This is a genomic window from Gilliamella sp. B3892 (genome assembly GCF_026536305.1).
Taxonomy (GTDB): Bacteria; Pseudomonadota; Gammaproteobacteria; order Enterobacterales; family Orbaceae; genus Gilliamella.
In genome coordinates, this window is record NZ_JAFNOK010000009.1 from 1 (window position 1) to 26862 (window position 26862).

At 37.1% G+C, this 26862-nt stretch carries 27 protein-coding genes; 21 read left to right on the top strand and 6 right to left on the bottom strand.

The window, feature by feature from the left end:
* Together J3U74_RS09165 and J3U74_RS09170 are read left to right on the top strand one after the other, a co-directional pair.
* Positions 1–967 (top strand): hypothetical protein (locus tag J3U74_RS09165; protein ID WP_267338032.1); only part of this gene is annotated, 967 nt, incomplete at its 5' end.
* Between the two features lie 12 nt (positions 968–979).
* Positions 980–1369 (top strand): hypothetical protein, encoded by a 390-nt coding sequence (locus tag J3U74_RS09170; protein WP_267338031.1) that lies wholly within the window; start codon positions 980–982, stop codon positions 1367–1369.
* 45 nt (positions 1370–1414) lie between these two features.
* On the opposite strand, the gene J3U74_RS09175 is transcribed toward J3U74_RS09170, so the two are convergent.
* A complete protein-coding gene (locus J3U74_RS09175; RefSeq protein WP_220217655.1) occupies positions 1415–1570 on the bottom strand; it encodes a SymE family type I addiction module toxin in 156 nt (51 codons plus the stop codon).
* A 222-nt stretch (positions 1571–1792) separates the two neighbouring features.
* Here J3U74_RS09175 and J3U74_RS09180 point away from each other — a divergent pair, with 222 nt between their 5' ends.
* From J3U74_RS09180 to J3U74_RS09190, 3 genes are all read left to right on the top strand, one after another.
* Positions 1793–2296, top strand: a complete 504-nt coding sequence (locus tag J3U74_RS09180) for a hypothetical protein (protein WP_267338030.1) — start codon at positions 1793–1795, stop codon at positions 2294–2296.
* A 182-nt stretch (positions 2297–2478) separates the two neighbouring features.
* Positions 2479–2898, top strand: coding sequence for a hypothetical protein (locus J3U74_RS09185; protein WP_267338029.1), 420 nt, complete (start codon positions 2479–2481; stop codon positions 2896–2898).
* 288 nt (positions 2899–3186) lie between these two features.
* Positions 3187–3516, top strand: coding sequence for a DUF6572 domain-containing protein (locus J3U74_RS09190; RefSeq protein ID WP_267338028.1), 330 nt, complete (start codon positions 3187–3189; stop codon positions 3514–3516).
* 261 nt (positions 3517–3777) lie between these two features.
* Here the strand turns inward: J3U74_RS09190 and J3U74_RS09195 are convergent, their stop codons facing one another.
* Entirely contained in the window at positions 3778–4323 is a 546-nt protein-coding gene (locus tag J3U74_RS09195) for an RNA 2'-phosphotransferase (RefSeq protein ID WP_267338027.1), read from the bottom strand.
* 594 nt (positions 4324–4917) lie between these two features.
* On the opposite strand from J3U74_RS09195, the gene J3U74_RS09200 reads away from it, so the two are divergent.
* From J3U74_RS09200 to csdE, 5 genes are all read left to right on the top strand, one after another.
* Entirely contained in the window at positions 4918–5613 is a 696-nt protein-coding gene (locus J3U74_RS09200; protein WP_267338026.1) for a hypothetical protein, read from the top strand.
* Between the two features lie 350 nt (positions 5614–5963).
* Positions 5964–6959, top strand: coding sequence for a ubiquinone anaerobic biosynthesis protein UbiU (gene ubiU, locus J3U74_RS09205; protein ID WP_220218594.1), 996 nt, complete (start codon positions 5964–5966; stop codon positions 6957–6959).
* A 140-nt stretch (positions 6960–7099) separates the two neighbouring features.
* Positions 7100–7978: a U32 family peptidase gene (locus tag J3U74_RS09210; protein ID WP_220218593.1), complete on the top strand. Its 879-nt coding sequence runs from the start codon at positions 7100–7102 to the stop codon at positions 7976–7978.
* Complete coding sequence (gene csdA, locus J3U74_RS09215) at positions 7935–9158, top strand: cysteine desulfurase CsdA (RefSeq protein ID WP_267338025.1); 1224 nt, start codon at positions 7935–7937, stop codon at positions 9156–9158. The genes J3U74_RS09210 and csdA overlap by 44 nt, the downstream gene beginning before the upstream one ends.
* 71 nt (positions 9159–9229) lie before the next feature.
* Positions 9230–9625: a cysteine desulfurase sulfur acceptor subunit CsdE gene (gene csdE / locus J3U74_RS09220; protein WP_267338024.1), complete on the top strand. Its 396-nt coding sequence runs from the start codon at positions 9230–9232 to the stop codon at positions 9623–9625.
* A 46-nt stretch (positions 9626–9671) separates the two neighbouring features.
* On the opposite strand, the gene dolP is transcribed toward csdE, so the two are convergent.
* Positions 9672–10250 carry a division/outer membrane stress-associated lipid-binding lipoprotein gene (gene dolP, locus J3U74_RS09225; RefSeq protein WP_220218591.1) on the bottom strand — a complete coding sequence of 193 codons (579 nt, stop codon included), beginning with the start codon at positions 10248–10250 and terminating at the stop codon, positions 9672–9674.
* Positions 10251–10483: 233 nt separating this feature from the next.
* Between dolP and J3U74_RS09230 the strand changes: the two genes are divergently transcribed.
* Together J3U74_RS09230 and J3U74_RS09235 are read left to right on the top strand one after the other, a co-directional pair.
* The gene (locus J3U74_RS09230) at positions 10484–11182 is read left to right on the top strand and encodes a DUF1266 domain-containing protein (RefSeq protein ID WP_220218590.1); all 699 of its coding nucleotides are present in this window, start codon (positions 10484–10486) and stop codon (positions 11180–11182) included.
* Entirely contained in the window at positions 11179–13845 is a 2667-nt protein-coding gene (locus J3U74_RS09235) for a J domain-containing protein (protein WP_267338023.1), read from the top strand. Before J3U74_RS09230 ends, J3U74_RS09235 begins: the two co-directional genes overlap by 4 nt.
* Positions 13846–13912: 67 nt before the next feature.
* On the opposite strand, the gene J3U74_RS09240 is transcribed toward J3U74_RS09235, so the two are convergent.
* The 3 genes from J3U74_RS09240 to xthA form a co-directional block, all read right to left on the bottom strand.
* On the bottom strand, positions 13913–15583 hold the full coding sequence (locus tag J3U74_RS09240) for a molecular chaperone HscC (protein ID WP_220218588.1): 1671 nt from the start codon (positions 15581–15583) through the stop codon (positions 13913–13915).
* 149 nt (positions 15584–15732) lie between these two features.
* Complete coding sequence (gene xseA / locus J3U74_RS09245) at positions 15733–17064, bottom strand: exodeoxyribonuclease VII large subunit (RefSeq protein WP_267338022.1); 1332 nt, start codon at positions 17062–17064, stop codon at positions 15733–15735.
* Between the two features lie 30 nt (positions 17065–17094).
* The gene (gene xthA / locus J3U74_RS09250) at positions 17095–17901 is read right to left on the bottom strand and encodes an exodeoxyribonuclease III (RefSeq protein WP_220218586.1); all 807 of its coding nucleotides are present in this window, start codon (positions 17899–17901) and stop codon (positions 17095–17097) included.
* A 115-nt stretch (positions 17902–18016) separates the two neighbouring features.
* Here xthA and tyrA point away from each other — a divergent pair, with 115 nt between their 5' ends.
* The 9 genes from tyrA (at position 18017) to atpD (ending at position 26860) form a co-directional block, all read left to right on the top strand.
* Positions 18017–19138 carry a bifunctional chorismate mutase/prephenate dehydrogenase gene (gene tyrA, locus J3U74_RS09255; RefSeq protein WP_220218585.1) on the top strand — a complete coding sequence of 374 codons (1122 nt, stop codon included), beginning with the start codon at positions 18017–18019 and terminating at the stop codon, positions 19136–19138.
* 165 nt (positions 19139–19303) lie between these two features.
* A complete protein-coding gene (glmM, locus tag J3U74_RS09260) occupies positions 19304–20641 on the top strand; it encodes a phosphoglucosamine mutase (protein WP_220218584.1) in 1338 nt (445 codons plus the stop codon).
* Between the two features lie 252 nt (positions 20642–20893).
* The gene (gene atpB / locus J3U74_RS09265; protein WP_220218583.1) at positions 20894–21676 is read left to right on the top strand and encodes a F0F1 ATP synthase subunit A; all 783 of its coding nucleotides are present in this window, start codon (positions 20894–20896) and stop codon (positions 21674–21676) included.
* 41 nt (positions 21677–21717) lie between these two features.
* Positions 21718–21951, top strand: coding sequence for a F0F1 ATP synthase subunit C (gene atpE, locus J3U74_RS09270; protein ID WP_220218582.1), 234 nt, complete (start codon positions 21718–21720; stop codon positions 21949–21951).
* A gap of 24 nt (positions 21952–21975) precedes the next feature.
* Complete coding sequence (gene atpF, locus J3U74_RS09275) at positions 21976–22446, top strand: F0F1 ATP synthase subunit B (protein WP_220218581.1); 471 nt, start codon at positions 21976–21978, stop codon at positions 22444–22446.
* A gap of 13 nt (positions 22447–22459) precedes the next feature.
* A complete protein-coding gene (gene atpH / locus J3U74_RS09280) occupies positions 22460–22993 on the top strand; it encodes a F0F1 ATP synthase subunit delta (protein ID WP_220218580.1) in 534 nt (177 codons plus the stop codon).
* Between the two features lie 11 nt (positions 22994–23004).
* Positions 23005–24546, top strand: coding sequence for a F0F1 ATP synthase subunit alpha (atpA, locus tag J3U74_RS09285; protein ID WP_220218579.1), 1542 nt, complete (start codon positions 23005–23007; stop codon positions 24544–24546).
* A gap of 14 nt (positions 24547–24560) precedes the next feature.
* The gene (gene atpG / locus J3U74_RS09290; protein ID WP_267338021.1) at positions 24561–25430 is read left to right on the top strand and encodes a F0F1 ATP synthase subunit gamma; all 870 of its coding nucleotides are present in this window, start codon (positions 24561–24563) and stop codon (positions 25428–25430) included.
* Positions 25431–25477: 47 nt separating this feature from the next.
* Entirely contained in the window at positions 25478–26860 is a 1383-nt protein-coding gene (gene atpD, locus J3U74_RS09295; protein ID WP_220218577.1) for a F0F1 ATP synthase subunit beta, read from the top strand.
* Positions 26861–26862: the final 2 nt, after the last annotated feature.

Below are 26862 nucleotides of genomic sequence, written 5' to 3' on the forward strand. Positions count from 1 at the left end.
CGGCCTGGCGATTGCCGCCGGTGGCGGTGATACCGGCGCTGCCGGTGCGGCGATTGCTGCCGGGAAGAATGCGGTTGAGAATAATCATATTGGTCAAGCCATTGTAAAGGCCGCAGAGGCTTCATGTAACGGCGATAGAGCTTGTGAAGATAAGGTTATCTGGGAAGGAATAAACAGTTATAACGAAACGATAATAGAGTACGGCGAACCGCAAGTGATTGTGATAGGCGGACTGATAGCCGCACCTATCGCAATTGATATAGCCGGTCCTGCTATTGCTTCTTGTACTGCCAATCCTGTATTGTGTGCCAATAATGTAGGAACTTGGTTAATCGAAACTGTTGGATTTGAAGGTTACCCGGCGGCAGGTTTAGGAATGACTGCTGGCTCATTAGTTAATTCATTAAGTAAGTCTGAACTGAATGAACTTGCTGCTATAATGGAATTATATAAAAATAATCGTATTGAAAATCCATCTGTCGTATTAAATGAAATAAAAACGACTCTTAGTGAAAACGGGAATTATAAAATTGTTTATGATAGAGCTAATAACACTATCATTAAACAAACTAAAGTTGGAAAGGGAACGAGTGCTAACATAAATAATGGAACAACTGGTACCGTATGGGATTCAGTGAAGGCAACTCAACCGAATTACTCTGGTTCAGTTATTCCTAAATCATTTGAGATGACTTTACCTAATGGGCAGAAAGTATGGATTCATGGTAATGCAGCAGAACATATTGCCGAATATGCTCAATTTAAAGCGAAAGACTATACGCCAGAAGCTGTAAGGTTATCGTCACAACAACAATTGAACAGTTTGCAAGGGGCTCTTAATTCAGCAACAAAAAATGGCGTTGAATATAATAAGTTAATTACAATCGACGGTTGGGAGCTAAAATTAGCACCACCTCGTCAACTAGGTGAGCTTCCTGCAGTAATTCATGCTCGACCAGTTAAATAAGTAGGAGTATTAATGAGTATTAATTTAAGTGATCCTATCAAGATTATTTTTAATGAGATAGAAATAGATGATTATTTACCGTCAATTAAATTCAAAATTGATATTAATATAAATCAGTTCACTCATCTTTTAGCATATAGTGGAGAACTTTGGATTGAATGTAGCGTCTGGGATCGATTCTCTAAAGGGCTTAATGAGGGAAAAAACACTATATTAAATGATATGGATGATACTTTTATCATGAAGATAATAAAAAGTAATGAGTTCATAGAGTTTGCATGGTCAATTAAGAGACGAGATCCTGAAGGAAATGTTATGACTGCAGATTATAGCAGTAAAATTACTGATGATGTTTACTCTGTCATCAAAAATGAATTTATTAATTATCCTAAGTGGTGGTAGATAGTAAATCTCCCACCTAACCAACGGGGCTCTTCTTATCTATTTTTAGATCTGCATCGCAAGTTCAACAACCAACTTGCCCTGCTCGATTTTAATGATAACAGGGCATCCTACATAAAAGCCTATCTGCTCAAGCCACCTGCCTTTAATTGTCAGTTGTGGTCTGGGGTTGATTTTAGCGTAGAAATGCATCTTAATCATAATAACCATTTCGTATAGTTGTAGTAGTAGCAGGTTGTCGCCTGTTACTACTATGTTACTTTTTTATCCGCCTTACCTAGCTTGTAATTTAATCTCCTTCCTGATTAAAAAGTCTTCTAAAAATATCTCAATCACAGTTTTATCTTCTTCCGATAACTTCCAAAAAATATTCAGTTATCCGGCAATAATGTCACCAATAGTGGCACGGTATTCGGTGAGCGGGTGGCAATCGATGCGAAAAATGATATTACCAATTACGGGAAGTTAGTCGGTGATAAGCTGGTTTATTTATCTGCCGATAATGATATCAATCTTCTGTCCAGTACCCGCACGCAAATCCGTGGTAATAATGCCGGAAAGGGACCTACTGCCAACAAACCATTAGACAAAACAGACTTAGAGCTACAACACGGAAAAGGAAATGTTGAACAAGATGGTGGAAATTATAAAGAGACTAAGGATAAAATACTTGATAATCAGGCTGCCAATCAGAAAGCAAACGAAAGTAGTAAATTTGGTGAACATGTAGCGAAAGAGCAAGAAATTAATGCTGAAAACGGGACGACGGCGACTACAGGTAAGCAAGAGGCCATTATTCCAAATAATAATTGGGGGGCTTTAGATAATGCTTCTAAAACTGCATTTGATGCAGCAAAAAATAATGTAACTACATGGACACCAAAAGATAAACATATGGTTGGCACCACAGCTAATAGAAGTGCTTAATTTAATACAAATAATGTATCTGATATTCAAAACTTAGTTAAAGAGGCATTAAACTCTCCTAATGCTAAATTTCTACCTAATAATGTCGATGGTTCTTTCAGAGTTGTAGTTGATATGAATAAACCTATTGGTACAAAAGGTCAAACAAGTATCCGAATAATAATAGGAAATGATGGAAAAATATGGAACGCATTCCCAGTAAATTCTCAATAAATATTGATTATACCGATTTATTTATCGGTGAAGTTTCATCGAATCCTCAGCTTTTTTCTGAAGTTGAGGGTAATTTATTTATTTTAATAGATAATATCCCTGTTTTTGCTGAGAATGGAATATTACTAGTTGAATTGGCAAAGAAATTGAATGATTGGATTTATGAGAAACAGGGTGATTTTGAATATTACTCTATGGATTATGAAGAAGGACCAATCCTATTCTTTAAGAAGGAAATTACAGGCTATTGGCAGTTTGGTAGTATATGGATGGAAAAAGTCTATTCAGATATTGAACTATCCAAAATAGTTGTTGCAAGCAAAGAGTTTATAGATAAATTGCTTTATGAGCTTCAATTAAAAAAAGTTGATTTTAGCAATTTATTCTAATAATCATAAACGTTATGAAAAGTTTAACTATAAAAAAGATCTCAGTCAGATACTGAGATATTTTATTGCTTTTTAAATCTGCATCGCAAGTTCAATAATCAACTTGTTCTGCTCAACTTTAATGATTACAGGTCGCCCAGCATAAAACCCTATCTGTTACAGCCACCTGCCTTTAATGGTCAGTTGTGGTCTGGGATTGGGTAGCACATAACCGATGGTATAGAATCGCTCAGTAGGTTGTTGGAAGGAGAAGTAGTTAGACCTGATAACTAAAAGGTAATTATTAATATGTCTATAGAAGATATAAATAAATTAGATATGATTGGAATTCCTAAAAATATTAAAAATTTAGTTGAATTAGGATTAACTGATCATTTAACTTGGAATCTACCTTACGAATCTCATCTATTCAAATTGCAAGAAAAACTAAATCTTTATATCAGTGTTATCGAAAGTAAAAAAATATATAAATATTTCCCTGACGCTAAAGGAAGAAATAATTTTTTGATAAAAATATATTTTAAGTACCAAATACCTGACGAATGTATATGTTTTTTGGAGAAAGTTAACGAAGTTATAATATCAATTAATACTACAATAGAGTATGGAATAGGTTGATTCTAAAAGTTACCCAGAATTTAGGTTGTTTATTATAACAAGCTATACACTATACCAATTATTTATGCTCCTTTTTGATCTAATATTTTATAGTCAATTTTTGAATTACACTTCCAATTTACACGTTCAAAATTTATTGATAAACAATATCGACTAGGATTTTATTTAAAAAATATAGAAATTTAATTTTAGAGAATCAAATAATAAATAACTTATTTGATCCTTCTAAACTAAAACACAACGGGCTAAATTAAATAAGATTTAGTCAAATATTAAAAAAGTATTAGGAACAGCATTAGTCAACCAAACACCGTTATCTGCCAAATAAAATTTAAAACCTTGTTGAGACATCTGTAAGGCTTTTACTTTTAATACTACCGGTTTCCCATGCCTTTCGCCTACTTTCTTAGCAGTCTTCTCATCGCCAGATAAATGGACATAATGGCGACTGCCAGCAATTAATCCTTGGTTTTTAATGGAATCAATAAATCGAGTGGCTGTGCCGTGATATAAAAATTCTGGGGGAATTTGTTCTACATGGCTTATTTTTACTTGCTCAGTTGAATGCCCTTGCGCTGCACGTATTTTTAGACCGTCATCCGAAATCGTAAAACGTTTTTTATCACTTGTTTTAACAACTTGCTCTATCAACTCTCTAGTAAGAGATTCATTATGTTGATTAGCTTGCATGATGAGTCTGTCAATATTAACCCAACCATCAGAATCTAATGTAATTCCAATAGCTTCTGGTTGATGTCTCAAAATATAACTTAAGAATTTACTTATTTTATCTAGTTGTTTACTCATCTTTATTTCCTTACTAATCCACGCTCTAACTCTGAGTTAGGATAATTTTTTTATCTATTTTTAGATCCATATAACAAGTTCAATAATAAATTAGTTTTGCTTAACTTTAATGATGATAGGCCGTTTGGCATAAAAACGTATCTGTTTCAACCGCTAGCCCTTAATAGTGAGTTCTGAGCTGGGACTATTATGCCCGACATCATACATGTAACCCACGATATAAAAGTGCTTGTCAGGTTTAGTGCCCGTGCTTCAACTGGTGGTTAATTTTAGCACAACGTATACCTTAGTCATAATAATTACCTTGTTTAGTTGTTACGAGTAGTAGGTTAGCAATGGCGTCACTGCCTGCCCCAGAACGTCAACGTGTTTTGAAGATAGCGACAAACGGTTTTACATTACAATAAAGCCGATCACCAAAAGCGCTATATTAGCTATCATTTAAGAAATTCGTTAAATAGATAAATAATTAACAAATCTGGACAATTACTTTATTCAATACAATAATAAAGATGCATCAAACAATAACTTATTGTTTATACCAATAAAAAATTATTTGATGAAATATAAATAAGTAAAAGGAAATATAAAATTATGGAAAAGATTAAATATGTTATTTTAAGTTGTTGCTTGCTTTTATTATTTGGATGTTCTGGCAACAGAGAACCATTGCCTAGAACACAGATTGTGGAAACAGAAGTAATAACTTTAAATAATGGTGCGAATATTAAGGTGTTAACGGAAAATGCCATTAATGGAGAAGTAGTTAAAGATACGAATAGTTATTTAAATATTGTTACCCGAAGTAATACAGCACAAGTTGTTGGATTGAAAGTAGTTCAATTTGCCGCAGGCTTTTTTACTAGTCTTGGTGGCAACGTGAATACTTTTTCAAAGGAAGAATTAAAAGGTAGCTACGTAAATTCAGTACCAAATAATACCATGGAGCTTTTAAAACCTCAGTTATATACAATTTTAAAAAAAATAAAAGCCAACAAACAAAAAGAACACACTATCACCATTCAACCTTATAAATTTAAACTGATTTATGATGGTTTGACGGATAATAAATACAATTTTATTTATCAAACATCGATTAAAGCGGAAGGATTTTACTTTGCTTGTTCTCACAACAGTTTATCGGTAGAGGATAAAACCAAAACTTTTGACGAATGGGAAAGTAATAACTATCAGTTAGTTCAAGATATCACTTCACAATTAATCAATAATTGTATGACTCAATTAAATTCGACTGAAAATTTAACACAACTTGAAAATGCGCTGAAATAAGTATTAATTATCATCAACATAGTACGCTAAACATAAAATAGATTGAATTTAGTTGATTATTGATAAAATTCTTTTTAAATATAAAAACCAGAAATTAAATAATAAATGTCTGGTTTTTTACTTTGCAAAATCGTAAATTATCCTATGTTAACTATCACCGTTTTGATTCAATTTAATTATCAATAGTAATCACTTACTTTATTAAAAATTATATTTATTACATACAGTTATATAAAAAACAGGGTTGTATGTTTTTTTTAGCCTAGAAATTTGCTTTCTATTCGCATTAAATCAGGAATTATTGCATAATACATGGCGTATTAAATACCGAACTTAAGTTAGGAATAATTATGGAACTTCTTTGTCCTGCTGGATCTTTACCATCGTTAAAAGTGGCGATTGATAATGGCGCTGATGCTGTCTATATTGGTTTGAAAGATGATACCAATGCCCGTCACTTTGCTGGTTTAAATTTTAATGAGAAGCGATTAATTGAAGCTGCGGATTATGTACATAAACGTGGTAAAAAATTGCATATTGCGATTAATACTTTTGCGCATCCTGAAAATTTTCAGCGGTGGCAACATGCGGTTGATACCGCTGCAAACATTGGCGCTGATGCTTTAATCATTGCCGATCTTGCAATGCTTGATTATGCAGCTGAAAAATATCCCAATTTAGAGCGCCATGTTTCGGTGCAAGCCTCTTCGACCAATGAAGAGTCAATTAAGTTTTATTATAATAATTTTCACGTACATCGAATTGTGTTGCCTCGTGTATTGTCAATGCATCAGGTAAAACAGCTTTCTCAAGTGTCGCCTGTTCCATTAGAAGTTTTTGCTTTTGGCAGTTTATGTATTATGGCAGAAGGCCGTTGTTACTTGTCTTCTTATTTAACTGGCGAATCACCTAACACTGTTGGTGCGTGCTCACCAGCAAAATTTGTGCGCTGGGAAGAGACCGAAAAGGGTCTTGAGTCAAGACTAAATAATGTTTTGATCGACTGTCATAAAAAAGGTGAAAATGCTGGCTATCCAACCTTATGTAAAGGTCGCTACTTTGTTGGTCAAGAGCTTTATCATCCGATTGAAGAGCCAACCAGTTTAAATACGATTGAACTTTTACCGGAATTATTTGCTGCTAATATTGCCTCGGTGAAAATCGAAGGTCGTCAACGTAGCCCGGCTTATGTTGAACAAGTGACCAAAGTATGGCGACAAGCTATTGACCGCTATAAAGCTAATCCACAATCCTATCAGGCAGAAAAAAATTGGATGGATACACTTGGTTCTGTTTCAGAAGGAACGCAAACCACATTAGGTGCTTATCACCGTAAATGGCAATAATGTAGAATTAACTTGCCAATTAGTCATTCACAATAAAGATGATTGAAATAGATTCATATTTTAATTAATGACAATGTAAATAAAATCGCTGTAGCGATTTTTAGTTAAATCAATCTAATATAAATATAGTGAGCAAAACGATGAAATACGCATTAGGACCAGTGCTGTACTATTGGCCTAAAATCGAAACTGAAGCTTTTTACCATGCTGCCACAAATAGTGAAGCAGACATTATTTATATGGGTGAAACGGTATGTACCAAACGCCGTGAAATGAAGGTGCCCAATTGGTTAGACTTAGCAAAAGAGATTGCCAAATCTGGCAAGCAAGTCGTCCTTTCCACTTTAGCATTACTTGAAGCGCCATCAGAACTTAATGATTTAAGGCAGCTGGTAAACAATGGTGATTTTTTAGTTGAAGCTAATGACTTAGCAGCAATTAACATTGCCCATGATAATCATTTACCTTTTGTGGCAGGTCCGGCTATTAACTGTTATAACGCTTTAACCTTAAAGTTATTACAAAAACAGGGTATGGTACGTTGGTGTATGCCTGTTGAACTTTCTCGCGATTGGTTAAACAATGTACTTAATCAATTTGATAGCTTGAATATAGCTCGAAATTTTGAAGTTGAAGTCTTTAGTTATGGCTACTTACCGTTAGCTTATTCTGCTCGCTGTTTTACCGCTCGTTCCGAAGATAGACCAAAAGATAAATGTGAAACCTGCTGTATTAAATACCCAACCGGCCGTGAAGTATTTTCACAAGAACAGCAAAAAGTATTTGTGTTAAACGGCATTCAAACGCAAAGTGGTTATTGTTATAATTTAGGCAATAATCTTAAAGAGATGAAAGGATTGGTTGATATTGTCCGCATCTCGCCATTAGGTGTTGAAACCTTAGATGTGGTCAAACAGTTTAAAGCCAATGAAGACGGATTAAATCCTTTGCACATTGAACATAAACGAGACTGTAATGGTTACTGGAATGGAATTGCAGGACTTGAACTTGCGCAATAAATATTTTGATGCCGAGCAATTTCGGGCCGATTTCCCCGCGCTCAATAATCAAAGTGTCTACCTTGATTCGGCAGCCACTGCGCTTAAGCCACAAGCGATGATTGATGCGACAGTACAATATTATGCGCACAACACCGCAACGGCTGAACGCAGTTTGCACCATAATGCGCTGCAGGTAACACAAACCATTCACACAACAAGAGAAAATGTTGCTAATCTGATTCATGCCAAACATAGCCATGAAATTATTTGGACGCGTGGCACAACTGAATCAATTAACTTAATTGCTCAAAGTTATGCTCGCCCCCTATTACAACCTGGCGATGAAATTATCGTTAGCGAATTAGAGCATCATAGCAATTTATTACCTTGGTTAATCGTTGCTAAGCAGACTGGAGCAAAAGTCATTCAATGGTCAGCGGATATTGATGAGCTTTCTTCACTCATCTCATCACGCACAAAAATCGTTGCGGTGACGCAAATGTCTAACGTAACGGGATTTTGTCCAGATTTAGCGCAAATTAGTCAACTTGTTCACCAAAATAATGCGATATTAGTGGTTGACGGGGCGCAAGGTATTGTTCATCAGCCAATCAATGTTGACAAGCTCAATATCGATTTTTATGCCTTTTCAGCACACAAGCTATATGCCCCAACTGGGCTAGGGGTGTTATATGGCAAAGCGACGTTACTGGAACAAATGAGCGTTTGGCAAGGTGGCGGGAAGATGTTGAAGACAACCACATTTTCTGAATTTCAAGTTGCACAATTGCCCTACAAATTTGAAGCCGGAACGCAAAATATCGCCGGGATTGTTGGCCTAAATGCCTCACTTAGCTGGTTAAATAAATGGGATGAAGTTCAGGCAGATAACTATTTAATTCAATTATCCAATTACGCAAGATCGCAATTAAAACAGTTTGATGATATTCAATTTTATAGCGTCGAAGGTAGCCCTATTATCAGCTTTAATTTTAAGCATATTCATCATAATGATATTGCAATCTTATTAGGCGATCAAAATATTGCCATACGTACAGGGGAGCTTTGCGCTCAACCGTTGATGAATAAACTTGGTTGTCACGGTGTGATTCGTATATCGCTTATGCCTTATAATAATCAACAAGATATTGATAAATTGATAACTGCCCTTAATAATGCCATTGAGATATTTGCATAAATTTATGCGAAAACATCTATCTAAACTGAACTAGCATGGCAAATTTTTATCACCCTAAATAGGTCTATAATATGGTTTCACAACAATCTTTAACTGAACTATTTTCTCAGCAACATAACTGGCAAGATCGCTATCGACAACTGATACTTTTAGCTAAGCAATTGCCTGATTTTCCTCCAGATCAAAAAACCGAGGGAAATCAAGTGAACGGTTGTGAAAACCGAGTATGGTTAACTTATCAAAAACAAGCTGACGGCACATTTATCTTTCAAGGTGATAGTGAAGGAAGGATTGTTAAAGGATTACTTGCTATTTTGATCTTGATAGCCAATAACAAAAATGCCACGCAAATTCATGCTATCGACTTTCCGGCATTATTTAAAGAACTGAAAATTGCTCAAGAACTTAGCCAATCACGACAGCAAGGTCTGGCAAAACTTATCGAACGGATCGAATCAATAAAATAAGATAAAAAAAGGGGGAAATCCCCCTTTCTTTTATAATTTTAACTGATTAGTTATCTGGGTAAGTGTAAAGCGTAATCACCTTTTTAACACCGGCTACTTTACTGGCAACTTCAGCAGCAAGTCTGCCTTGTTCTGGTGTTAAGATACCAATTAAGAAAACTTCACCATTTTCCGTCACCACTTTTATCTTACGTGATTTAACTTGTGAATTTAGCATTAACTGAGATTTTACTTTAGTGGTGATCCATGTGTCATTAGTTACTGTGCCAGCACCCACTGGCGTTCCGATACGAATTTGATTGTAAACTGTTTTTACACCTTCAACTTCATTTGCTAAGCTTTCAGCTTTCTCAATTTGTTCTTGATTTGCTTGCCCGGTTAACAAAATATTACCGTCATAAGTGCTAGTTGAAATACGTGAGCCAATAAACATAGGTCCGTTATCTCTTAATTTACTGGTAATTCGTGAATTAAGCGTTGTATCATCAACTTGGGTTCCAGCAGTACGAGGATCGGTTGCAATTGTCGCTGTAGCGCCGGCACCAACGCCAATCAATGCCGCAACACAGCCTTGTAGCATCAATACGCCTGACATTAATAGTACCATTAAGGCGAATTTTTTCATTATAACTCCTTTCTTTTGTGGCTAAATAATGTATAGATGATTACAAAAAAAATCGTATTTCATTATGCCTTGCACAAACCAATTTGCAAAACAATTTTGTTGCTTCTTGTAATAATTCCGCTATGCATTTTAATCACATTAAATTTCAAGACAATATGCCCTTTCAATTTATACATGATTCTGTTATCTTTCTACAACGCTATAAACAATATCTGTTATCAACTGAGTAGAAAATGGTTTCTCAAGATTTTATTGATTGGTTATACGCTTTATCGGCACCTATGGTTATGTTAAATAAAAAAAATGGTGCTATCTTTACGTCCCCTTATGTTTTCCCTGATGATACATTTATCGATTTAAGTGAGAATTGGGAGATCAATTCTCGGGAAACTTTTCTAAAACAAATATTTGACCTGGTTGATGACGGGCCAGCACAATTCATTTCACAACTCTATTTTAAATATTCACGATTTTCTGAAATTGAATGGCTTAACTATTGTGAAGAACAAACAGACATTCAGAAAATAATACTAAAATATGTGGAACAAACATTTCCAGCTTGTGGTGTTGCCGGTATTCGTAGTTGGGATTATGTAAGAGCCGCATATCTTATACGAATCGGCACAACCAATAAATATGTAACCGAACAAGAAGCTTTATGGATTTTAAATAGGATCAGTCTTCGAGCTCGATGTTTTTATGAATCATGGCAGCATTATCATATTGGCTGGTTTATTGGTCATCGATACAGGCAAACGTGGGGAATTGAGGACTTAGAGCAGTTGCATTGTCAATTAACCAGAACATCACAACGCCATGTAATGGCAGAACTATACACAGACAAAACATTGCCTTACAACTTATTACCTTGGTTTATTAATATTGAAGAATTAGAGAAACCAACATCATTAATGGAGTATGATTGGTCATGAATGATAACATATGGCAACTACTGGGCATTGAGAAAACGACTGATATTGCAACTATTCGTCAAGCATATCGTGCAAAATTACCCAATCATCATCCCGAAACCGATCCTGATGGATTTAAAGCGTTACGAGCCGCTTATGAAAATGCAATAGAATATGCCAAATCGCCTGAAAAATTTGCTGCTGAGTTAGAATCGGACAGCTCAGCACAAGACATTTCCCAGCCACTGACAGAAGAGCAGCTTAAAGAGAATGAAATTTGTACTGCTTATCAAATGCTTTTAAATGATCCAAAACGTCGCTTTAATGTCGATGAATGGCAATTATTTATCAGTTCATTTTATGACTATCCTATGGCAATTATTGATTCGGTAAAATGGCGTTTGTTAGAAATAAGCACTCAAGCAAAGAATATATCGCAATCATGCGCCAAATTACTCGCCGAAAGTTTACGTTGGCGACAACAGCTGATGATCGAAAAACCCGAACAATATGAAAAGTATGAGAATTTTCTTGAATATATTGATAGTGGCGATACTTTCAATTACGCATCCTTACCAACCACAAATATCGTACTACAAGATGCCACCATTGATTATATTTCTCACTGCCATTGGTTATATTGGTGGCGTTCACAAGATGAACTTGAGTCTTTTTTAATGCAAGATACAGTCATCTGTTTACCTGATGATAAAGACTTAATGATGCAATTTGCCAATTTTTACCGTGTGGCAAATATACCAAATCAATCTATTTTAGACTATGCTTTACAACGTATCGCCCAAAACGATGATGATGAGCGTAATATTATCGAATGGCGGTTTTTAGCGGCAATTCAATATACATTACTTACCGATAAACAAAATGCGCTACAAGCTTGGATTGATCTTTATAATACAGGTCATTATCAACAAAAAGCAGCCAGTTGGATAGCGGGTTGGTGTTTATATTTTGCGCAAGAGTATTTCCCACTATTATGTATCGCACTTAATGACTGTTATTGCCTAGCACCGACATCAACAGACAATAACTTTTATAATATAGTTCCTCAATGGTCTACGATAACAGTATCACGATTAGCCCAAATCGATCCTAGCGATTATTCACCAGAAATTGCTAGCTTTATAAATTGGGCGCTAGAAATAAATTGGAATTATCGCCAAATCCTGCCTTTGTTGTTACTGGACAATGGTACCAATCGTTTATATCGCTTATACCGACATGCCATTATGTTATGCCACGGTAATCAAACCTTATTACAGCAAATTCTTGAAGAACAAAGCGATGATATATTTGAACAATTCATTTTACAAAATCTACAACGTCAGGCTAAGCAACATTTAGTATGGCTAACCGAACTTGAACCGATAAAAGCATTTAAAGATTGGTTGTATAATAGTGATGAAGATCTTCCAATGCCAATCAGATTTGATATTGAAAGCGATAATGATGACGCGATATATGTGCGTTTATGGTTAGATAGGTTTGATTTAATTCCTAAGCATGCCAAAGTACATCTTTACAGATATATGAAATATTTTAATATGGAAATGTTTGACTGGCAGGTCTATTTTGACAATGAACAATATTACCAATTTCCATTTCCACCTAACGCCTTGATCGATAAAGAGGCCTATTGGCAATGGTATCGTAGCTGTATGCTCGTTCTCGCTATTACTAATAACCCTTTAGAAACAGCCAAGTTAATTAAAAAAGAGAACAGTGATTTTATTTTAACCGATGATGATCCATTTCTTCCATTGGTCAATATCTTTAAGTATGGTAATTGGCAAAATGAATCAGAACTGTATAACTTGATAATTAATAACAATGAGATCACTAATTGTGTTTTGAGTAATTATCCTAACTCAATTGAAAACATCATTACCAATCCATACGACACTGATTTTACCCAAATTCCACAACATTTAACCGGATTTTGGCAAACAAAATTAGCGAATGAAAATCCTATCTATTTGATGCTGCTATACAAAATTGTTTTAAATAAAACAGCACAACAGTCTCAATTAGAGCACACATTACAAACGATTGCCGGCGACAACCTAAATCTTCAAAAAATTGCACACACTTTAATAAATGAAAAGCGCTTAACACTTTTAGCCGTAGGCAGTAAAAGTAAAGCTGCAAAGCAAGCTATCTTCATTGCTAAGCTGGCAAAACATTTATCCAATCCTTATGGCATCTGTGTTCAAAAGCAAATTAATGCTTTGGATCAATTACGAACAGACGCGAGTAATAATTTAGTACTACGACTTTGCGCTGCATTGCTGTTAGCTGAAAATCAAGAAAATCAAGAAAAACTCAATGCACAATCACTACCTAAAAATGGGTATTTTCAGTTTTGGCGTTGGAATGGTCGCACAAATAATAAAGGCTTTTTTATACAGACCGTATGGATGACAATTTTTTTATTTCTCATTGAAACAAGGATACCTGCCTTCCTGAAAAATCTTGATCTACAAAATTTTGATTATCTCTTTCGAGGAATGTTATTTTGCCTAATATTCATTAATCTTATTTTTGCCATAAAAAGGCGTGTCAATGATACCGATACGGGGAAAGGGTTCAATATTTTTCGACTTTGGCAGCCAAGTATTGAACAAACAAATCGATACGGACCACCAATAAATGAGAAAGAAAACTAACAAAAACCCCTTTTATAAAAAAATAAAAGGGGATGTATTATAATCAATAGATTAATAATTCATTAAGTTATCTATCGAGGCTAGTTAAAGATGATTCAATTTCACAACGAATTGTTTCAATTTCCTCAGTATTTTGCCGATCTAATACGGTTAAAAAAGTTTCGATATACGAGCCAATCAAGCTGCGTTCATCACCTAATGATTGTGCCCATGCACGATCTAATCTAGCCAATAATGTACGATTTGGCATTTGATCTCGTGGATGAACTTTAAGCGATTTCAATCGTTCATGGCTTTCTTGTTTTTGTTTTTCTGTTAATCCTATCGGGCTATGATCGATGACTTTACCATGCTGTTGGCCGGTGGCATGTATTATCACATCGACTTCTAATAAACCATTTAAATCATAGCTAAATCGAACATCGATTCCTTGCAGCTCTTCGGTCGGCGTTAAAGGCACCTCAAACTGATCAATTAATACGTTGTTTTTAACAAGTGGGTGTTCGCCTTGATATACTGCAACAGAGATATATTTTTGCTGCGGATGTGTAGTATAAAAGGTTTTAACTTTTGAGGTCGGTACAATCGTATTACGTTCAATAATTGGGGAAAATAAACCACGAACATTATCGGAAGAACTTTCAATACCTAATGTGTAAGGGCAAACGTCGGTCAAGATAACTTCTTCCACATCTGCATTACGTAAACGACAAGCCGCTTGAACAGCCGCACCTTGTGCCACAATAGTGGTCGGATTAATATGACGATAAGGGAGTTTGCCAAATAACTTTGTCACTAACTCACGAACCACACCTAATTGCGATGAACCGCCAACTAACACAATATGTTCAAGCTGATTGGGCTTTAAACGGGCATCACTTAATGCTTGTTCAATCGGTGCTCGCAAACGGTTTAGCAAGGGTAACCAAATCATTCTAGCTCGACTTTCGTTAAGTGAAAATTGCCATTGTTTATCCTGCCAAAACCAAGTTAAATTATGCATTTTTTCGCCATTTAACTTACATTTTAACTGTTCAGCTAAATCTAATAATCGGGCATAGTCATCTGTTGCGATATCTTGTGGTTTAATATTCCACTCACTTAAGCAAGCTTTTACCAGTTCATGAGTAAAATCTTCTCCCCCAAGGTAATTATCACCTGCTGAAGCATGGACTTCGATAATTGGCAGAGAATACTCAAGTACTGTGACATCAAATGTACCACCACCCAAATCAAATACTAACGTATTTCCCGATTGCTCCTCGTGCAAGCCATATGCCATAGCTGCTGCGGTGGGTTCATTAATTAAACGTACAGCATTTAACCCGGCAAGCTCTGCGGCAAAACGGGTTTGCTTACGTTGCTCATCATTAAAATAAGCTGGTACAGAAATGACAACATCACAAATCTCCTGCCCTAAAAACGCTTGTGCATCAGCTTTTAACGATTTTAGTACCATTGCCGATAGTTCTGTTGGGGTAAATTTTTTATTGCCTAATTCAAAAACTTTACTCGACCCTAAATACCGTTTAAACGCAGCTGCTGTGCAATTGGGATGAGTGGTTAAGCGAGACAATGCTGCACGCCCAACTAAAATAGAATCATCATTATCAACACTGACAACTGAGGGGGTAACCAACTCGCCTATTGAGTTGGGAATTAAAGTTGGCTGACCGTCCTGCCAAACACAAATTAAACTATTTGTTGTACCTAAATCTATACCAATTGGAGGATGCATAACTTAACTATTCTCTTATGATTAATTCAATTAATAATGCGTTGATATTATATACATATAGCGGTTTTAGATACAATTTTTATCTAGAGACCAATTTGCAACATTTCTCAGCGCCTAAGTGATATATTTACGGGTAATCAGTCGGTCGGTTATTCGACTTTAACAATTTGGCTAACTAATTTCCCCGTTTTTAATTGAGTTGTGATATGCTCACCAATCACAACTTGGTCACAACTGCGTATCACAATATTAGCTTGATTAGTTGTCACGCTATAACCACGCTCTAAAGTTGCCAGTGGGCTGACATTATTGAGTTGTGATGTTTGTAAAACAAACTGATGTTTAGCATGTGTAAGTTTCTGCTCCATTAAAGTCATGATTTGTTGCTGGCGTTTTTCAACTGTTTGGCGTAGAAGACGAATATCATTTTGCGGTGAGAGGCGTAATAATCTTCTATCTAAATAGTTATGAAGATTTGATTGCCGAAATAGGTATTGTTGAATGTTTTCAAATAGCGCATGACGGCAAGTTAACAGACGATTTGACTGTTTGGACAGCTTCGCTTGTGGGTGCTCAGCTTGCAATCGATGACGCCATTTATTAAGCATTTCCCGACGACGCATTAGATAATTGTCTATCGCCATAAAAAGATACTGTTCTTGCACTTGTAGACGCTTTATTTGATCTAGATTGTTAGTACTCACTAACTCAGCTGCGGCTGACGGCGTTGCCGCTCGAATATCAGCAACAAAATCAGCGATAGTAAAATCAATTTCGTGCCCGACTGCACTAACAATCGGTATTTGACTGGCAAAAATCGCTCTTGCGACCACTTCTTCATTAAATGACCAGAGATCTTCCAGCGAGCCCCCACCCCGACCAACAATTAATACATCACACTCTTGACGGTTATTAGCAATCTCAATCATTTTGACTATTTGCCCTGCCGCTTCTGTGCCTTGCACTTGAGTTGGATAGATAATCAGATGTAAAGAGGGATCACGGCGTTTTAATATCTGGCAGATATCATAAAGCGCAGCGCCGGTTGATGAAGTGATAATACCGATTGTGCGAATATTTTCAGGCAAGGTTTTTTTATAAATTGGATCGAATAATCCTTCGTCAGATAATCGTTGTTTTAACTGCTCAAATTTTTGTTGTAACAAGCCAGCGCCAGCGGGTTGCATTTTATCAATAACAAGTTGATATTCACCTCGAGCTTCATAAAGTGTTACGGAAGCATTAACTAAAACTTGTTGGCCATTTTGCGGTGTAAATCCGGTTCGAAAATTGCTATTACGAAACATGGCACAACGCACTTGGGCGGTTTCATCTTTAAGTGTGAAGTACCAGTGACCGGAGGCTGGGCGTGAAAAGTTAGAAATCTCGCCAACTAACCAAATTTGACCAATAGCATCGGAAAGGAGATCTTTCACCATTTGGTTAAGATCTTTAACCGATAAAATCGAACGATTTTGCATGCTATTATCCTTATTATTCATAATATACGTTTAGGCTAAATCAAAATCTGCCCAAATCGGCGCATGATCTGACGGTTTTTCCATACCCCGAATATCGTAATCAATACCGGTTTGCTGGCAGTGAGCAAGTAATTTTTGGCTGGCTAAAATCAAATCAATTCGAAGCCCGGTATAGCTATCAAAGCCTTTTGAACGATAATCAAACCACGAATAAGCTTGCTCAGTTGGATGAGCATGACGATAAGTATCAACAAACCCCAAAGACATAAGATTAGTCATCCATTGGCGCTCTTCCGGTAGAAACGAACATTTACCAGTACGCAACCAGCGTTTGCGGCTATCTTCAGAAATCCCGATATCCACATCAGCAGGACAGATGTTCATATCGCCCATAATTAAAGATAACTCATTGCTCAATTGATGCTCGGTAAGATAGTCAATCAGATCTTGATAAAACTTACGTTTTGCCGGGTATTTAATTTCGTGATGTAAACTCTCCCCTTGTGGAAAGTAACCATTAATCACGGTTAAATTACCTTCATTAGTGGGTAATTGTGCCATAATCAAACGGCACTGCGCATCGTCACTATCCGTTGGGAAGCCACAGCTAACCGTTATCGGTTTTTGTTTGGTTAACAACGCCACACCATAATGCCCTTTTTGACCATGATAATGTAAGTGATAACCAAATTGCGCCAGCTCTTCAACTGGGAATTGATCATTATGAACTTTTGTTTCTTGCAAGCCGATAATATCTGGCTGATGTTTATCAATAATTGCGGCTAATTGATGAATGCGAGCACGCAGACTATTAATATTAAATGAGATAACTTTCATAATTAACTTATTGTATTTGATTTAACGTTGTCATTGATCCATGCTATCAAAAATACGGTATACTGTTAAGCAATTACAGTAAAAGTCACCACTTGTGATAAAGGAATCACGGAATATGTCTACGGAATTACTCAAACTGCGTGATGAAATTGATGAGATTGATAAATCAATTTTATCTTTAATTAATCAGCGATTAGCGTTAGTTGCCGAAGTCGGCGAAGTTAAAAGCCAACACGGTATTCCTATATATGATCCTAAGCGTGAAGCTGATATGCTAGCGAAAAGACGGCAAGAAGCAGAAAAGCTAGGTATATCACCGGCCTTAATTGAAGATATATTACGACGCTTAATGCGAGAGTCATACATTAGTGAAAATGACAAAGGTTTTAAAAAAGTCTATACCGGTAAAGGATCTGTTGTCATTATCGGTGGTAATGGTCAAATGGGGCGATTATTTGCCCGATTATTTACCTTATCAGGCTACCAAGTAAAAACATTAGGTTCAAAAACCATGCATCAAGCCGCTGAAGTTGTTGCTGATGCCGCAGTCGTAATTGTCACGGTGCCAATCAATAAAACTTGTGAAATTATTCAACAATTACCACCGCTGCCTAAAGATTGTATTTTGACTGATTTCACCTCGATAAAAGTAAAACCACTTCAAGCCATGTTAAATAAACATCCTGGCCCGGTTGTTGGTTTACATCCAATGTTTGGCCCGGATGTGCCTAATTTAGCCAAACAAATAATCGTCTATTGTGAAGGGCGTGAGCCAGCAAAATACCAATGGCTTATCGATCAAATGCGAATTTGGGGCGCAAATTTATGTGCGATCGATGCTAAAGAGCATGACAAATGTATGTCATTTATCCAAGCATTACGGCACTTTACCTCGTTTTCTTATGGGGTGAATTTGCAACGTGAACAAGCTGATTTAGAACAATTAATTGCGTTATCTTCTCCTATATACCGTCTGGAACTAATGATGGTAGGTCGTTTATTTGCTCAAGACCCTGAACTTTATGCCGATATCATTATGGCTTCAGATGATAATATCGAGCTAATCAAACACTATTATCAATGTTTTGGGCAAATGGTTGAGTTAATTGAAAAACGCAATAAAAAAGAGTTTATTGAGAATTTTAATCAAGTGACTAAATGGTTTGGTCCTTATGCAGAGCGATTTATTAAAGAGAGCCAAGTTTTACTAAAATTTGCTAATGATAATCGTGAATAATTTTATACTTAAACGTATATATTTTCTGAAAGTTCTTGACAAGATCCGGATTAAGATTACGTTTTAAATAATTTAATTGATGACTTTCAATGATACATTAGGCAATGATAACCCTTTAATATAATGAAAGTTATCAAATACAAGGCGTCAAAATGAGGGAATAACATGTCTAATCGAAAATATTTTGGGACTGACGGAATTCGAGGCAAAGTTGGGCAGTACCCTATCACCCCAGATTTTGCCCTTAAATTGGGTTGGGCCGCCGGAAGAGTGCTGGCCAAAGAGGGGGTAAAAAAAGTGCTGATTGGTAAAGATACCCGTATTTCCGGTTATATGCTTGAATCGGCACTTGAAGCAGGCTTCGCCTCAGCCGGTGTTGCCTCAGCCTTTACTGGTCCAATGCCGACACCGGCTATCGCCTATTTGACCCGAACATTTCGCGCCGATGCCGGCGTGGTGATTTCCGCCTCACACAACCCTTTTTATGATAATGGCATTAAATTCTTTTCAACCGAAGGGAAAAAGCTCGATGATGCGATCGAACTTGCAATCGAAGCGCAACTGGAAAAACAGATCGACTGCGTCGAATCAGAACAACTAGGACGAGCAAGCCGAATCACCGATGCCGCTGGTCGTTATATTGAGTTTTGTAAAAGCACATTTGATCACGATTTGAGTTTATCCGGTTTAAAAATTGTGGTGGATTGTGCTAATGGCGCAACCTACCATATCGCCCCGAAAGTATTGCGTGAATTAGGCGCTAAAGTTACAAAAATTGGCTGCGAGCCAGACGGTGTAAATATTAATCAAAATTGTGGTGCAACTGATATTAAAGCGTTATCTGAACGTGTTTTAAAAGAGAAAGCCGATGTCGGTTTTGCTTTAGACGGTGACGGGGATCGCATTATTATGGTTGACCATAAAGGCCGCAAAGTTGATGGTGACCAAATTATCTATATCATTGCCAGAGAAGCGCTAAGACAAGGGCAACTTAAAGGCGGTGTGGTAGGAACATTAATGAGTAATATGGGGCTTGAATTTGCCCTCAAAAACCTCGGCATCCCTTTTGCCCGGGCTAAAGTTGGCGATCGTTATGTTCTTGAAAAACTGATTGAAAATAATTGGCGGCTCGGTGCTGAAAATTCCGGGCATGTGTTACTTCTCGATAAAACCACAACCGGTGATGGTATTGTGGCAGGTTTACAAGTGCTGGCGGCAATGGTTCGCAACAACATGTCTTTAGCTGATTTATGTAGCGGAATGAAAATGTTACCGCAAGTATTAATCAATGTCCGTTTTGCCGGTGAAAATGACCCTTTACAAAATGCAGCTGTCAAATCTGCAATTGCTCAAGCTGAAGCACAACTGGCTAAAAATGGTCGTGTTTTAATTCGCAAGTCCGGAACAGAACCGCTTATTCGGGTCATGGTCGAAGGACGTGAAGAAGCCGAAGTACAAAAATTAGCAGAACAAATTGCCCAAACAGTGAAAACCTCTAATTAGCTCAATTTAACCCCATTAATTAAATAATCAATGGGGTTAAACTTCCTATAATATAATCGTTAATCGAACTGTTATTATTTACACAAAATTAGTAAAAAGTGTCTAAATCCTTTGATTTGTTAATCAAATCTTGACTTTATATAGGCAATTGGGTTTAAAATAGTGACTTCGGTTATTATAGCGATTGCTTATACCTATATGGTTTAACATAAGCAGTGTTTTTTTATTTTTAGGAATAGGTAAGAGGGTTTTATGTCAGTTTCCTCTCCAGCTTCACCACAAGCTTATATCAAGCATCACCTTGAGAACTTGCAGGTAGGTTCAGGTTTTTGGACCTTTAATCTTGATTCATTGTTCTTTTCAATTCTACTCGGCGCGCTCTTTTTATGGATTTTTTATTGTGTAGCCAGAAAAGCAACAAGCGGCGTACCAGGAAAATTACAATGCGCAGTAGAAATGATTTTTGAATTTGTCAACAACACCGTAAAAGACATGTTCACCGGTCAAAATAAACTCATTGCCCCGCTAGCATTAACGGTTTTTATTTGGGTCTTCTTAATGAATTTTATGGACCTTATCCCAGTTGATTTCCTACCTTATGCCGGTCAATATTTAGGTCTATCGCATTTAAGAGTGGTACCTACAGCGGATGTTAGTATTACCATGTCAATGTCTTTAGGCGTATTTGTGCTTATCATCATTTATTCAATCAAGTACAAAGGAATTTCCGGGTTTATTAAAGAATATACCCTTCACCCGTTCAATCACTGGGCATTTGCGCCTATCAACTTAGTACTTGAATTGGTCAGTCTATTAGCGAAACCTGTCTCTTTAGGGCTTCGATTATTTGGTAACATGTATGCAGGTGAACTTATCTTCATTCTAATTGCTGCATTATTACCATGGTGGTCACAATGGGTACTATCTTTACCATGGGCTATTTTTCATATTTTAATTATTACGTTACAAGCATTTATTTTTATGGTGTTGACGATCGTCTATTTAGCTATGGCATCGGCAACGGAAGAACATTAATTTTAATTTAAATTTTTTTTGTCAATAAACTGGAGTATATAATGGATACTAGTATGTTATTTGTAGCCGCAGGCATAATGATGGGATTAGCTGCAATTGGTGGTGCAGTTGGTATTGGTTTATTAGGTGGTAAATTTTTAGAAGGTGCTGCTCGTCAACCAGAATTAATGCCGATGCTACGTACTCAATTCTTTATCGTTATGGGTCTGGTTGATGCGATCCCAATGATTTGTGTGGGTATTGCACTATATGTCATTTTTGCTGTCGCAGGCTAAAAATAATTTAAGAGGAATTGTCTCATGAATATGAACGCAACTCTCCTCGGCCAAGCAATTACATTTGTATTGTTTGTTTGGTTCTGTATGAAGTTTGTTTGGCCTCCAGTTATCCGTGCGATTGAAAAACGCCAAAAAGAGATAGCCGATGGACTTGCTTCTGCAGAAACAGCAAAAAAAGATTTGGAATTAGCCAAAGCAAATACATCTGACATAATGCAACAAGCTAAGGTCGAGGCTAATGCAATTATTGAGCAAGCAAATAAACGTAAAGCCGCTATTCTTGAAGAAGCTAATCAAGAGGCATCTCGAGAAAAAGAACGTATCGTTGCTCAAGGACTTGCCGAAGTAGAGGCTGAACGTAAAAGAGCTAGAGAAGAGCTTAAGCAACAAGTCGCTACACTCGCTATTGCTGGTGCAGAAAAAATTATTGAACGTTCTGTTAATGAAGCCGCTAATAGCGACATCATTGATAAACTTGTAGCGGAATTATAGGGAGATTAGAGCAATGGCTGACTTAATTACGGTTGCTCGCCCTTATGCTAAAGCTGCTTTTGATTTTGCGGTAGAAAAAAACAGCATCGAATCATGGCATAAAATGTTGGTGTTAACATCCCAAGTAAGCAAAGATGCACAAGTAAGAAGCATCTTAACATCTGACATGAAAACCGATTCGGTAGCAAATTTACTCATCAATATCTGTAAAGATGTCTTAGATGAGTTTAGTACTAATTTTATTAAGATAATGGCCGAGAACAAGCGTTTATCCCTTCTTCCTGAAGTGTTAGCTCTGTTTGAACAATATTGCTTAGATAAAGATGCCCAAGCAGATGTGGATGTGATTTCTGCCAGTGAGCTAACAAGCGAACAACTTAATAAGATTTCTATCGCTGTCGAAAAACGTTTATCACGAAAAGTAAAACTAAAATGTCAAATCGATAAATCGCTCATTTCTGGTTTTATTATTCGTACGGGCGATATGGTTATTGATAGTAGTATCAGAGGGCGTTTAAATCGTTTAAATGACGCTCTACAGTCTTAAGGGGACTGATAATGCAGCTAAATTCAACTGAAATAAGTGAACTAATTAAAGAGCGGATAGCTCAGTTCAATATTGTGAGTGATGCTCACAATGAAGGAACCATTATCTCTGTTAGTGATGGTATTCTTCGAATCCACGGATTAACTGATGTCATGCAAGGCGAAATGATTGCATTACCAGGCAACCGTTACGCAATGGCATTAAACCTTGAACGAGATTCAGTCGGTGCGGTCGTTATGGGCCCATACGAAGACTTGTCAGAAGGGATGAAAGTCCAATGTACTGGTCGTATTTTACAGGTACCAGTCGGTGACGGTTTATTAGGTCGAGTGATTAATACTCTTGGTGAACCAATTGACGGAAAAGGCTCAATTCAACATGACGGATTTTCACCGGTTGAAGTGGTTGCGCCGGGTGTTATCGACCGTCAATCTGTTGACCAAGCACTACAAACAGGTTATAAAGCCGTTGACTCAATGATTCCAATTGGTCGTGGTCAGCGTGAACTTATCATCGGTGACCGTCAAACCGGTAAAACCGCATTAGCAATCGACGCCATTATCAATCAACGTGATTCTGGTGTTAAATGTATCTATGTCGCAATCGGTCAAAAACAATCTACTATTGCTAACGTAGTGCGTAAACTTGAAGAGCATGGCGCACTTAAAAATACCATTGTGGTTGTGGCCTCAGCTTCTGAGTCAGCAGCATTACAATACTTAGCGCCTTACGCAGGTTGTGCGATGGGCGAATACTTCCGTGACCGTGGTCAAGATGCGCTAATTGTTTATGATGATTTATCTAAACAAGCGGTTGCTTATCGTCAAATTTCATTACTACTCCGTCGTCCACCTGGGCGTGAAGCTTATCCTGGTGACGTATTCTATCTTCACTCACGTCTACTTGAACGTGCAGCTCGTGTTAACGAAGCTTATGTTGAAGAATTCACTAAAGGTGAAGTAAAAGGTAAAACCGGTTCATTAACTGCGTTACCAATTATCGAAACTCAAGCCGGTGACGTATCAGCGTTCGTACCAACCAACGTAATTTCGATTACTGATGGTCAGATCTTCCTTGAAACCAGCCTATTTAACTCAGGTATCCGTCCTGCGGTTAACCCAGGTATTTCGGTTTCACGTGTTGGTGGCGCAGCGCAAACGAAGATAATGAAAAAATTATCAGGCGGTATTCGTACAGCACTTGCACAATATCGTGAATTAGCGGCATTCTCGCAATTTGCATCAGACTTAGATGAAGCAACAAGAAACCAATTAAGTCATGGTGAAAAAGTAACTGAACTATTGAAACAAAAGCAATACGCTCCAATGACTGTTGCAGAACAATCAATTGTACTTTACGCCGCTGAACGTGGTTATCTTGAAGATGTTGAACTTGCAAAAGTATTATCATTTGAAACAGCACTTCTTGCTTATGCCCACAGTCAATATGCTGATTTTGTCAAACTAATTGACGAAACGGGTAATTACAATGATGAGATTGAAAGTAAGTTAAAAGCAATGCTTGAAAGCTTTAAATCAACTCAAACTTGGTAAGGGCGAGGTAACAAATGGCTAATGCAAAAGAGATTAGAACCAAAATTGCCAGTATCCAAAGTACGCAAAAGATCACTAAAGCAATGGAAATGGTTGCCAATTCAAAAATGCGTAAAACGCAAGATAGAATGGCAGCTAGTCGTCCATACGCTGAAATGATCCGTGAAGTAATTGGACATTTAGCGTTAGCTCAGATAGGCGCCAAACATCCTTATTTAGAAGAAAGAGATGTAAAACGGGTTGGCTATCTTATCATTTCAACCGATCGTGGTTTGTGTGGTGGTTTAAATATCAATCTATTTAAAACTGTCATTGCTGACATGTCAGCATGGCAGAAAAAAGGCGTTGAAGCAGATCTTGCTTTGATTGGTTCACGAGGGGTTTCGTTCTTTTCATCCGTGAAAGCAAACATCTTAACCCAAGTAACCAATCTAGGTGATGAACCAACTTTATCTGATTTAATCGGTCCGGTAAAAACAATGCTTGAGGCATATGATAACGGCAATATTGATAAATTATATATTGTTACTAACAAATTTATTAATACCATGTCGCAAAAGCCAACAATACAGCAGTTGTTACCATTACCTGCATCAGAAGATAAAGAACTTAAAACTTCATCATGGGATTATATTTATGAGCCAGATGCAAAATCATTATTAGATGTGATTTTACGTCGTTATATTGAATCACAAGTATATCAAGCAGTGGTTGACAATTTAGCGAGTGAACAAGCAGCAAGAATGGTGGCCATGAAAGCAGCAACAGATAACGGTGCAAACTTAATTAATGAACTACAAATAGTGTATAACAAAGCACGTCAAGGTGCGATCACTAATGAATTAATTGATATTGTATCCGGTGCAGCCGCTGTTTCAGGTTAGTGCTAAATATTGGCTTACAGTTAAGAAAAAGACGTAGAGGATTAAAAATGGCTACTGGAAAGATTGTCCAGATCATCGGTGCGGTGGTTGATGTCGAATTCCCAGAAGATGCAGTACCAAAGGTATATGATGCATTAGAAGTGGAAACTGGCACCGAAAAATTAGTTCTGGAAGTTCAGCAACAATTAGGTGGTGGCGTTGTTTGTTGTATCGCAATGGGCTCATCTGATGGTTTAAGACGTGGACTTAACGTCGTAAACACTGGCCACGGCATTGAAGTACCGGTAGGTACTAAAACGCTAGGTCGTATTATGAATGTACTTGGTGATCCTGTTGATAAAGCAGGCCCAATTGGTGAAGAAGAGCGTTGGGCGATCCACCGTGCTGCACCAACTTATGAAGAACTTGCCAACTCAACTGAATTACTTGAAACCGGTATTAAAGTTATCGACTTAATTTGTCCATTTGCTAAAGGTGGTAAAGTCGGTCTATTCGGTGGTGCAGGTGTTGGTAAAACCGTTAACATGATGGAGTTAATCCGTAACATCGCTATCGAGCACTCTGGTTATTCAGTATTTACCGGTGTAGGTGAGCGTACTCGTGAAGGTAATGACTTCTATCACGAAATGAAAGAATCAAACGTACTTGACAAAGTATCATTAGTTTACGGTCAGATGAATGAGCCACCAGGAAACCGTTTACGTGTTGCGTTAACTGGTTTAACCATGGCTGAAAAATTCCGTGATGAAGGTAAAGACGTATTATTATTCATCGATAATATTTATCGTTATACACTAGCCGGTACTGAAGTATCTGCGCTATTAGGTCGTATGCCATCTGCGGTAGGTTACCAACCAACCTTAGCTGAAGAAATGGGCTTACTACAAGAACGTATCACTTCAACCAAAACCGGTTCAATCACTTCAATTCAAGCGGTATATGTACCTGCCGATGACTTAACTGACCCATCGCCAGCAACAACCTTTGCTCACTTGGATGCAACAATCGTATTAAGTCGTCAAATCGCATCATTAGGTATTTACCCAGCGGTTGACCCTCTTGACTCAACAAGTCGTCAATTAGATCCACTTGTTGTTGGTCAAGAACATTATGATTGTGCTCGTGGCGTTCAGTCAATTCTTCAACGTTATCAAGAATTAAAAGATATTATCGCTATTCTTGGTATGGATGAACTATCAGAAGATGACAAATTGACCGTTGCTCGTGCTCGTAAGATTCAACGCTTCTTATCACAACCATTCTTCGTGGCAGAAGTCTTTACCGGTTCGCCAGGTAAATATGTGCCATTAAAAGACACAATTAGTGCATTTACTGGCATCATGAACGGTGATTATGACCATATACCTGAACAGGCATTTTATATGGTTGGTTCAATTGATGAAGCGATTGAGAAGGCGAAATCTCTGTAAGA

Bases quoted from the DNA above. Each gene is read 5' to 3' on its own strand.
- glmM (WP_220218584.1), top strand. From the start codon at position 19,304: ATGTCTAATCGAAAATATTTTGGGACTGACGGAATTCGAGGCAAAGTT.
- atpF (WP_220218581.1), top strand. From the start codon at position 21,976: ATGAATATGAACGCAACTCTCCTCGGCCAAGCAATTACATTTGTATTG.
- atpH (WP_220218580.1), top strand. From the start codon at position 22,460: ATGGCTGACTTAATTACGGTTGCTCGCCCTTATGCTAAAGCTGCTTTT.
- J3U74_RS09230 (WP_220218590.1), top strand. From the start codon at position 10,484: ATGGTTTCTCAAGATTTTATTGATTGGTTATACGCTTTATCGGCACCT.
- atpD (WP_220218577.1), top strand. From the start codon at position 25,478: ATGGCTACTGGAAAGATTGTCCAGATCATCGGTGCGGTGGTTGATGTC.
- ubiU (WP_220218594.1), top strand. From the start codon at position 5,964: ATGGAACTTCTTTGTCCTGCTGGATCTTTACCATCGTTAAAAGTGGCG.
- csdA (WP_267338025.1), top strand. From the start codon at position 7,935: ATGGTTACTGGAATGGAATTGCAGGACTTGAACTTGCGCAATAAATAT.
- xseA (WP_267338022.1), bottom strand. From the start codon at position 17,064: ATGCAAAATCGTTCGATTTTATCGGTTAAAGATCTTAACCAAATGGTG.
- atpB (WP_220218583.1), top strand. From the start codon at position 20,894: ATGTCAGTTTCCTCTCCAGCTTCACCACAAGCTTATATCAAGCATCAC.
- J3U74_RS09195 (WP_267338027.1), bottom strand. From the start codon at position 4,323: ATGAGTAAACAACTAGATAAAATAAGTAAATTCTTAAGTTATATTTTG.
- J3U74_RS09210 (WP_220218593.1), top strand. From the start codon at position 7,100: ATGAAATACGCATTAGGACCAGTGCTGTACTATTGGCCTAAAATCGAA.
- J3U74_RS09190 (WP_267338028.1), top strand. From the start codon at position 3,187: ATGTCTATAGAAGATATAAATAAATTAGATATGATTGGAATTCCTAAA.
- xthA (WP_220218586.1), bottom strand. From the start codon at position 17,901: ATGAAAGTTATCTCATTTAATATTAATAGTCTGCGTGCTCGCATTCAT.
- J3U74_RS09175 (WP_220217655.1), bottom strand. From the start codon at position 1,570: ATGATTAAGATGCATTTCTACGCTAAAATCAACCCCAGACCACAACTG.
- atpE (WP_220218582.1), top strand. From the start codon at position 21,718: ATGGATACTAGTATGTTATTTGTAGCCGCAGGCATAATGATGGGATTA.
- dolP (WP_220218591.1), bottom strand. From the start codon at position 10,250: ATGAAAAAATTCGCCTTAATGGTACTATTAATGTCAGGCGTATTGATG.
- J3U74_RS09185 (WP_267338029.1), top strand. From the start codon at position 2,479: ATGGAACGCATTCCCAGTAAATTCTCAATAAATATTGATTATACCGAT.
- J3U74_RS09170 (WP_267338031.1), top strand. From the start codon at position 980: ATGAGTATTAATTTAAGTGATCCTATCAAGATTATTTTTAATGAGATA.
- J3U74_RS09200 (WP_267338026.1), top strand. From the start codon at position 4,918: ATGGAAAAGATTAAATATGTTATTTTAAGTTGTTGCTTGCTTTTATTA.
- atpG (WP_267338021.1), top strand. From the start codon at position 24,561: ATGGCTAATGCAAAAGAGATTAGAACCAAAATTGCCAGTATCCAAAGT.
- J3U74_RS09240 (WP_220218588.1), bottom strand. From the start codon at position 15,583: ATGCATCCTCCAATTGGTATAGATTTAGGTACAACAAATAGTTTAATT.
- csdE (WP_267338024.1), top strand. From the start codon at position 9,230: ATGGTTTCACAACAATCTTTAACTGAACTATTTTCTCAGCAACATAAC.
- tyrA (WP_220218585.1), top strand. From the start codon at position 18,017: ATGTCTACGGAATTACTCAAACTGCGTGATGAAATTGATGAGATTGAT.
- J3U74_RS09235 (WP_267338023.1), top strand. From the start codon at position 11,179: ATGAATGATAACATATGGCAACTACTGGGCATTGAGAAAACGACTGAT.
- atpA (WP_220218579.1), top strand. From the start codon at position 23,005: ATGCAGCTAAATTCAACTGAAATAAGTGAACTAATTAAAGAGCGGATA.